The organism is Rhodococcus sp. KRD175 (assembly GCF_017168275.1).
GTDB classification, from domain to species: domain Bacteria; phylum Actinomycetota; class Actinomycetes; order Mycobacteriales; family Mycobacteriaceae; genus Rhodococcoides; species Rhodococcoides fascians.
Map to the genome: position 1 here is coordinate 770,428 of NZ_JABFAQ010000004.1, position 8,452 is coordinate 778,879.

Below are 8,452 nucleotides of genomic sequence, written 5' to 3' on the forward strand. Positions count from 1 at the left end.
TTCCGCTTTCGACCGCTAACGATCCGATTACAAAACCGCCCGGTCCGTTCGCTGTTTCCAGGTATCTCTACGAACCTGCGGTACGAATTCGAGTGGCGCGCAGCGTCAGATGATGCCGCTCGGCCACCGAGGACGCCGACTCGGCCGCCCGCACGAACAGCTCGGCCGCCAACCGGAGATCGCCGGCCTTCTCGTGCAGATGCGCAGCCACCGCGTGGTACCGCGGTACTGCGGAATCGACGGCGGCGAGCGCCGCGAGTCCGGCGGCCGGGCCGTCCGCTTCCCCCACCGCGACAGCTCTGTTGAGCCGTACTACCGGACTGTCGGTGATCGCGAGCAACTCGTCGTACCACTCGACGATCTGTACCCAGTCCGTGTCCTCGACCCGTTGTGCATCGGCATGCAGGGCGGCAATGGCGGCTTGTATCTGGAACTCGCCCAGCCGATCCCGAGCGAGCGCCGCCTGCAGAATCCGAACTCCCTCGGCTATCGAGACGGTGTCCCAGCTCGACCGATCCTGCTCGGCCAAGGGAATCAGCCGGCCGTCGGATCCGGTTCTCGCAGCGCGCCGGGCGTGGTGCAACACCATCAACGCCAACAGTCCAGCGGTCTCCGCGTCGTCGGACAGGGTCGCGAGCTGCCTGGTCAACCTGATCGCCTCGGCCGCGAGATCGACGTCGCCGGTATACCCCTCGTTGAACACCAGGTACAGCACCCGCCGAACCGTCGAGAGGTCACCCGGAGCGTCGAAACGGACGTCACGCACCGCCCGTTTGGCTCGGCTGATGCGCTGGGCCATGGTTTTCTCCGGCAGCAGATACGCCTGCGCGATCTGCCGCGTCGTCAGACCCCCGACGGCACGCAACGTCAGCGCTACCGCTGCTGCGCGTGTCAGCACCGGTTGCGCGCAGAGGAAGAACAACTGCAGTGTGTCGTCGACGCCGTGGACACTGCCCGGTTCCGGCTCGGCCGCAACCCGGTTCTCTCGATCCCGTCGAGCCTTCTCCGACCGCTGGGAGTCGAGAAACTTGCGCCACGCCACGGTGACGAGCCATCCCTTCGGGTCGGACGGCGCGTCACCCGCCTCTGCCGACGCTCCCCACACCGAGGCCGCCTGCACCAACGCCTCCTGGACGGCGTCCTCGGCCGCGGCGAAATCTGCTCCGCGGTGGACGAGAACGCCGATCACGGACGGAGTCAGCTCCCGCAGCAGGTGGGGGTCCACGGCGACCTATTCAGTGTCGATCGTGGCAGGGGCCTCCATGAACGGACGCAGCTCCAGCCACTCGTTGATCGGCTCACCACCGGCGCCGGGTGCTGCCGAGAGCTGCCCCGCGAGTTCGAGTGCGCGGTCGTAGGACTCGACGTCGATGACCATCCACCCTGCGATCAAGTCCTTGGTCTCCGCGAACGGACCGTCGGTGACCGGGGGCTTTCCGGCCCCGTCCGACCGCACCCATGTTCCCTCGGGGGCCAGGGCCTGCGCGTCGACGAACTCGCCCGTCTTCTCGAGCTCGGCGGCGAAGTCTTGCATGAACTGGATATGGTCGTGCACTTCGGCCGGAGTCCACCGGTCCATCGGAATCCAGCCGGCAGGCTCGGGGGCCCCGCGGTAATGCTTGAGCATGAGGTACTTGGCCATGATGTCTCCTAGCGTCGGATGCAGTCATTCTTTCTGCATTCGCCGCTGGGACGGAGCCGGTCGGCCGATTTCTACACACTCGACCGAGAAACTTCACCGCATCGTGCGTCCGACCGAGCCGAGCATCTGGGTTGCCTCGACCACGCGTGCTGCCATGGCCGACTCGGCCGGCTTGCCCCACGATCGGGGGTCGTAGGCCTTCTTGTTGCCGTACTCGCCGTCGATCTTGAGAACCTGGTCGTACTTGCCGATCATGTGACCGGCGATGGACCGTGTGAACGCGTACTGGGTGTCGGTGTCGATGTTCATCTTGATCACCCCGCTCGCCACTGCCGACGCGATATCGGCGGCACTCGAGCCCGATCCACCGTGGAAGACGAGATCGAACGGCTTGTCCTTTCCGGTTTCGGCACCGACGACCGACTGGATCTCGTCGAGAATCTCGGGACGTAGATGTACCGAGTCCGGGTTGTAGACACCGTGGACATTGCCGAAGGTCAGCGCCGTCATGTAGCGACCACGCTCGCCTGCACCGAGCGCAGCGATCGTGGCGCGGGCGTCGTCGACGGTGGAGTACAGCTGCTCGTTGATCTCGTGAGACACCCCGTCTTCTTCCCCGCCGATCACTCCCACCTCGATCTCGAGAATGGTGTCGGCCTGGACCGACAGATCGAGCAGTTCCCGTGCGATACGCAGGTTTTCGTCGAGCGGCACGGCGGAGCCGTCCCACATGTGTGATTGGTACAGCGGTGCCAGGCCGCGCGAGCGTCGTTCGATCGCGTCGGACAGCAGTGGGCGCACCCAATCGTCGAGGTTCTCTGCGGGGCAGTGATCGGTGTGCAGCGCCACCGAGATCGAATAGTGTTGCGCCACTTCGTGGGCGTACTGCGCGAGCGCCTTGGAGCCGGCGAAGCGGTTCTGCACGGCATTGCCGGACAGGTACAGCGCGGTACCGACCGACACCTGGATGATGCCGTCGCTCTCGGCTTCGGCGAATCCCTGCAGCGCCGCGTTGAGCGTCTGTGAGCTGGTGACGTTGATCGACGGGTACGCGAACCCGCCCTCCTTCGCGCGGTCCAACATGGCGACGTACTGTTCCGGACTGGCAATCGGCATGGGCTGTTCTCTCTTTCGGGTGCGGCTGGTCTTCAGCGTGTTGCTGCAGCGCAGCCGCACGAATTGCGGTGGGTGAACGTAGTCGGTACCGAAATGGACCGCGGCGCGTCGTCACGGCCTTCGATTCGACCGATCAACAGGTCGGCGGCGGTTCTGCCGATGGTCTGCACGTCCTGCGCGGCGGCCGTCAGGCGCGGCTCGAACAGATCGGACCACTCGAAATCGTCGTAGCACACGAACGCCAGGTCGTCGGGGATCGACAAACCAAGCGCGCGAACCGCTTTGAGGGAACCGATGGTCATCGAGTTGTTCATCGACACCAATGCCGAAGGCCGGTCCGCGCCCGTCAGCAGTCGACGTACCTCCGTCTCGGCCACCTCGACGTTGGACCTTCCCTCGAGGATCAACCGAGGGTCGAGTTCGATTCCCCGGTCGGCGAGCGCCCTGGCATAACCTGCGAAACGCTCTGTGGTGGACGAGATTCCCTCGATGCCGCGGACGATCGCAATTCGCTCGTGACCGGCGTCGAGCAGATGGGCCGTCAGCTCGTACGCGGATTGCTCGTTCTCCGGGCCCACCTGATCGCACGGAATATCCAGCATACGGTCGATCAGCACGAGAGGTGTTCCGCTGCGCATGATCTCGGGAATCGTCGACTCCTCCGAGCCGGCCGCAGGCGCAAGGATCATGCCGTCGACCTGACGGTCCAGCAGAGAATCGGTGACGCGCCGCTCCGACGTCGGCTCGTCGTGCGAGTCACCGAGAATCAACACGTAGCCGGCCTCCGACAACCGCTGCTCGACGGCATAGACGAGGCTGCCGAAGTACGGATTGGTCAGCGCCGCGATCGACAGTCCCACCGTGTGGGTTCGACCGGCCGCGAGAGAACGCGCCACGACGTTACGCCGGTATCCGATCTCGACGATGGCAGCGTCGACGCGTTGCCGGGTCGCCGGGTTGACCTTACGAGTTCCGTTGAGCACGTGCGAGACCGTCGACACCGACACTCCGGCGATCCGAGCGACGTCGTCCATGGTGGGCATGTCAGTCGTCTCCGTGGGTATCGGACGCCGGCGGTCTCATGTCAATCGCAGGATTCGATCGGCGCGCTGGGCGGTCGAACCGATGAGCTCGGCGTTGCGTTCGTCCGAACCCAATGCCCAGAACTGCGCTTCCTCGGGCGATTTCCCGTACGCCTCGTGCCGCGCGACGAGACGCTCGTGCCGAACGGCCGTGTGCGGAGCCAGGAACCACACCTCGTCGATCATCGCCCGTGCAGCAGGCCATGCGTCGGATTGCATCAGCAGGTAGTTGCCCTCGGTGATCACCAGCGGAACGTCCGACGGGACCGGTACGGCGGACCCGATCGATTCCTCGATCTCTCGCCTGAACTTCGGTGCGTACACCAGCGGATCGCCGGGGCGCTGATCGTGAATCGCGGCGACGAGACGCGCATAGCCGCCGTCGTCGAAGGTATCGTGTGCGCCCTTGCGATCGAGCCGGCCCAGTTCGATCAACACCTCGTTGGCCAGGTGGAATCCGTCCATCGGAACCAGCACCGAAAGCTCGGGGCCCAGTGCATCCACCAACTGCTGTGCCACGGTCGACTTTCCGGCACCCGGTGCACCGGTCAGGCCGAGTATGTGCCGCTCTCCCGGCAAGGCGAGCCGCCCGGCCAGCTCCACGAGTTCGTCGAGGGATGCTTCCTGCACCTGTCGGTCATTGCTCACTGTTGTCGCTTTCGAGTACGTGGGTGGGAAGTTCGCGTAGCCACGCTCTGGGGCCGATGACCGAACAGCGCAGCGCCGCAACGCGAGCCGACCGTCGGATACGCTCCTGCACGGAGCCGGACTGCGTCGAGTAGTACGCGTACGCGCCGTGGAAGACGTCGCCGGCTCCCAGTGTATCGACCACGGTGACCGCCTCGACGGCCACGGAGCCGGAGTTGCCCTCGGACCAGAATTCGACGGGCTCTCCGCCGTGGGTGGTGACAACCGTGCGTACGCCCGAGCGCACCAACGTCGCTGCAGTGGCAGCTGTGTCCGACGCTCCGGGCGTGCGAAAGTCCGCTGAGCACACCATGTCCGTGACGAACGGAATCAGCTCGCTCATCACGGGTTTCCAGCGTCCGGCGTCGACGACCGACGTGGTATCCCGCGCCGCCGCAAGTTCCACGGCGGCGCGGGCGATCAGGGGGTGGTGGCCGTCGACGAGTACGACGTCGGCACCGGCGAGCACGGCATCGAGATCGTTCGGCGGCGCGGCGTCGGAGTGCACGGCGTCGGCCGAGACGACGGACCGGTCTCCCGTCGACTCGATCACCGTCACGGCCGAGACGGGTACAGACCTCACGGTGCCCGCGATCGAGTCGATCACGCGCACATCGCATTCCGCAAGTTCTGCCTTGATCAAGGCAGCCACCGGATCGTCCCCGAGCGCAGTGACGAGAACGGCCGTACCACCCAGTGCGGCGAACGTGACGGCGGCGTTGGCGGCAGGACCACCGGCCGCAACGAACTGCGCGTTCGAGGTGATCTTCTGGTTCGACGCCGGCGCCGTCGACACTCGATGAATCACATCGAGTGTCGCCAGCCCGACGAAAACGCCGACCGGGCGAGACGCATCAGAGGCCGGCGCGTTCCTCATCGGTCGGCTCCTCCGCGCCGGTCATGAGCGCAACGACCTCGGACATGGTGCGCTTCTTCGGATCCACGACGCCTGCGCGTTTGCCGAGGCGGTGGATGTGGATGCGGTCGGCGACCTCGAACACGTGCGGCATGTCGTGGCTGATGAGCACCACGGGTATCCCACGGTCGCGAATCGTTCGGATCAGGTCGATCACCATGCCCGATTCCCGCACGCCCAGAGCTGCGGTCGGCTCGTCCATGATGATCACCCCGCGGCCGAATGCCGCTGCTCGCGCCACTGCGACACCCTGACGCTGCCCACCGGACAACGTCTCGACGGCCTGGTTGACCGACTTGATGCCGATCTTGAGGTCCTGCAGATGCTTCGACGACTCGTCGCGCATTCTCGGCATGTCCAATCGCCGAAAGATGCTGCCGCTGATGCCTTTGCGCTTGATCTCGCGTCCGAGATAGACATTCGAGGCGATGTCGAGCGCAGGAATGACGGCCAGGTCCTGATAGACCGTCTCGATCCCGGCCGCCCGGGCATCGCGGGTGTTCTTGAACGACACCGGCGAGCCGTTCATCAGGATCTCTCCCGAATCCGGAATGACAGCTCCGGCCAAAGCCTTGATGAGACTTGACTTTCCGGCACCGTTGTCGCCGATCACTGCCAGTACCTCACCGGCCCGCAGCTCGAAATCCGCGCCGTTGATGGCCGTCACGCTGCCGTAGGTCTTGACCAGACCACGTGCTTCCAGAGCGAGGGGGGCAGTCACTGTGACCTCCTGCGTGCGAATTGATCGACGGCCACCGCGACGATGACGAGAATGCCGGTCGCGACGTTCTGGTACAGGCTGTCGACGCCGGCCTGGGTGAGCCCGTTGCGCAGCACCCCGACGATCAGAGTTCCGATGAGAGTCCCGATGACGGTGCCGCGGCCACCGAACAGGCTGGTTCCACCGATGACGACCGCGGTGATCGTTTCGAGGTTGGCGTTCTGATAGGCGTTCGGGTCGGCATTGGGGATCCGTCCGAGCGCTGCCCATGCCGCGATCGCGGCGATGACACCGGTGACGATGTAGACCGAGAACAGCACGCGACCGGACTTGATGCCGGAGCGGTCCGAGGCCTGCGGGCTACCACCCACCGCGTATATGTGCCTGCCCCAGGATGTTTGGGACAGTGCGTACCACATCACGGCGTACACCAGCAGCATCACCACCACGCCGTAGGTGGTGGAAAAACTGCCGATTTTGAACGACGTCCCCAGCAGCGTCAGCGGTCCGCTCGGCACCTGGTACGTCTCGGATCCGGCCAACAGTCTCGTGGCCGCCTGGATCGCGGTGAAGGTACCGAGGGTGACGATGAACGGCGGCAGTCTCAGTACCGTCACCAAGCCGCCGTTGATCGCGCCGAATGCGACACAGACGGCGAGCGTCGAGCCGAGCGCCACGATCGGGCCGTTGGCACCTGCGGTCTGCGCCATGACGATGGTGCCCATCACGGCCACCGCGCCGATCGACAGATCGATACCGGAGGTGAGGATGATGAGCGTCTGGCCGACGGCCAGAATGCCGACCACCACGGACTGCTGCAGAATCAGAGAAACGTTCTGCGGGTTGAGAAACGAGCTCGAAATCGAGCTGAACACGATGATGGCGATGACGAGCGCGGCCATGGGCCCGAGCAGCGGTTCACGCAGGATGGTTCCTACGTTGAACCGGCTCGGAGCCTTGGGAGGCGCGGCAGTATCGGTACTCACGAATCAGTTCCTGGTCCTCGACGGATTTCTGCGATCAGCCCCAGCAATTCGCTTCGCCCCATGCGGTGTCCTGGGATTCGATTCCGGCAACAGGCTTGTCGGTGACCAGCTGAGAACCGGTGTCGTTGAAGCCACTGGGCTTGGTGCCGTCCTGGGCGAACTTGACCACAGCGTCGACGCCCTGCTCGGCCATCTTCGCCGGGAACTGCAGCACCGTCGCACCGATGATGCCCGACTTGACGTTCGCGATACCGGTGCAGCTACCGTCGATCGAGCCGATGGTGATCTGATCGGCGCGGCCTGCGGACTGAATCGCCTGGTAGGCACCCGCCGCGGCGGGCTCGTTGATCGTGTAGAGCGCATTGACACCCGGAGCGCGCTGCAGCAGGTTCTCCATGGCCGTCTGCGCCTTGGTCTGGTCGCCGTTGGTGTTCTCCTGGCCGACGATCTCGGGAGAGCTGTCGGTCAGGCCCATTCCTTCGAGGAAGCCGTCGTGACGGAACGTGTCGACGGTGCCGCCCGCGGTGCCGTCGAGCATGATGACCTGGGGTGCAGTGGTTCCCAACGTGCCCTTGACCCACTCGCCCTGGCTGACGCCTGCCGCCTTGTTGTCGGTCGCGAAGGTCGCGTCCACCGCGTCCTCGGGATCGGTGGCCGTGTCGAGGGCGATGACGACGACGCCTGCGTCGCGTGCCTTCTTGATCGCGTCGAGGACTCCGGTGGAGGAGTTCGGGGTGATCAGAATGCCTTTGACACCCTGGCCGACCAGGTTCTCGATCGCCGCGACCTGACCCTCGTTGTCACCGTCGAATGCACCTGCGAGAGCGACCAGTTCGGCTCCACTGGAGTCCGCCTTGGCCTGAGCTGCCTCGCGGAGCTTCACGAAGTACGGATTGGAATCCGTCTTGGTGATGAGTCCGACCTTGACGCTGTCCGAATCCGAACCGCTGCATGCAGTCAGTCCGAGTACGAGGGAACCGGCCATCAACGCGGTTCCGATCGTCAGCGTGGTCTTCCGACGGTGATTGAACATCTGGACTCCCTTGTCCTCGCTACGCAGGTCGCGTCGCTCGATTGCAGGAGCGTACGACCAATACAAGCGCTTGCGCATGCGCTTTCGCGAAATAATTCCGAAAACTTTTCCGACCGGCCGGCGTCAGCTCGATTCAGCCCGATCAGCCCCAGTTCCCGCAAACGCGCGCGCGTTTGCCATCCGCGCGCGAAATAGTGCCCGATCGCCCCGCTATTCCGCGCGCATCCAACGAATGCGCGCGCATTTGCGGAGCCGATCAGTCCCCGCTC

The 8,452-nt window shown here is 64.9% G+C and carries 9 protein-coding genes; all 9 read right to left on the minus strand.

Annotated elements, in window-relative coordinates; translation table 11 throughout:
• Window positions 1-67: 67 nt before the first annotated feature.
• Entirely contained in the window at window positions 68-1,225 is a 1,158-nt protein-coding gene (locus tag J1M81_RS08080) for an RNA polymerase sigma factor (protein WP_206497875.1), read from the minus strand.
• A 6-nt stretch (window positions 1,226-1,231) separates the two neighbouring features.
• Window positions 1,232-1,642, minus strand: coding sequence for a YciI family protein (locus J1M81_RS08085; protein ID WP_206497876.1), 411 nt, complete (start codon window positions 1,640-1,642; stop codon window positions 1,232-1,234).
• Between the two features lie 93 nt (window positions 1,643-1,735).
• The gene (gene fbaA, locus J1M81_RS08090; RefSeq protein WP_032367298.1) at window positions 1,736-2,758 is read right to left on the minus strand and encodes a class II fructose-bisphosphate aldolase; all 1,023 of its coding nucleotides are present in this window, start codon (window positions 2,756-2,758) and stop codon (window positions 1,736-1,738) included.
• A gap of 32 nt (window positions 2,759-2,790) precedes the next feature.
• Window positions 2,791-3,801 carry a LacI family DNA-binding transcriptional regulator gene (locus J1M81_RS08095; protein ID WP_206497877.1) on the minus strand — a complete coding sequence of 337 codons (1,011 nt, stop codon included), beginning with the start codon at window positions 3,799-3,801 and terminating at the stop codon, window positions 2,791-2,793.
• Between the two features lie 36 nt (window positions 3,802-3,837).
• Window positions 3,838-4,488 (minus strand): nucleoside/nucleotide kinase family protein, encoded by a 651-nt coding sequence (locus J1M81_RS08100; RefSeq protein ID WP_206497878.1) that lies wholly within the window; start codon window positions 4,486-4,488, stop codon window positions 3,838-3,840.
• Window positions 4,478-5,404, minus strand: a complete 927-nt coding sequence (locus J1M81_RS08105; RefSeq protein WP_206497879.1) for a PfkB family carbohydrate kinase — start codon at window positions 5,402-5,404, stop codon at window positions 4,478-4,480. Before J1M81_RS08105 ends, J1M81_RS08100 begins: the two co-directional genes overlap by 11 nt.
• Window positions 5,382-6,164 (minus strand): ATP-binding cassette domain-containing protein, encoded by a 783-nt coding sequence (locus J1M81_RS08110; RefSeq protein WP_027495729.1) that lies wholly within the window; start codon window positions 6,162-6,164, stop codon window positions 5,382-5,384. Before J1M81_RS08110 ends, J1M81_RS08105 begins: the two co-directional genes overlap by 23 nt.
• Window positions 6,161-7,150, minus strand: a complete 990-nt coding sequence (locus J1M81_RS08115) for an ABC transporter permease (RefSeq protein WP_206497880.1) — start codon at window positions 7,148-7,150, stop codon at window positions 6,161-6,163. The genes J1M81_RS08110 and J1M81_RS08115 overlap by 4 nt, the downstream gene beginning before the upstream one ends.
• Window positions 7,151-7,184: 34 nt before the next feature.
• The gene (locus J1M81_RS08120) at window positions 7,185-8,183 is read right to left on the minus strand and encodes a substrate-binding domain-containing protein (protein ID WP_027495727.1); all 999 of its coding nucleotides are present in this window, start codon (window positions 8,181-8,183) and stop codon (window positions 7,185-7,187) included.
• Between the last annotated feature and the right edge of the window lie 269 nt (window positions 8,184-8,452).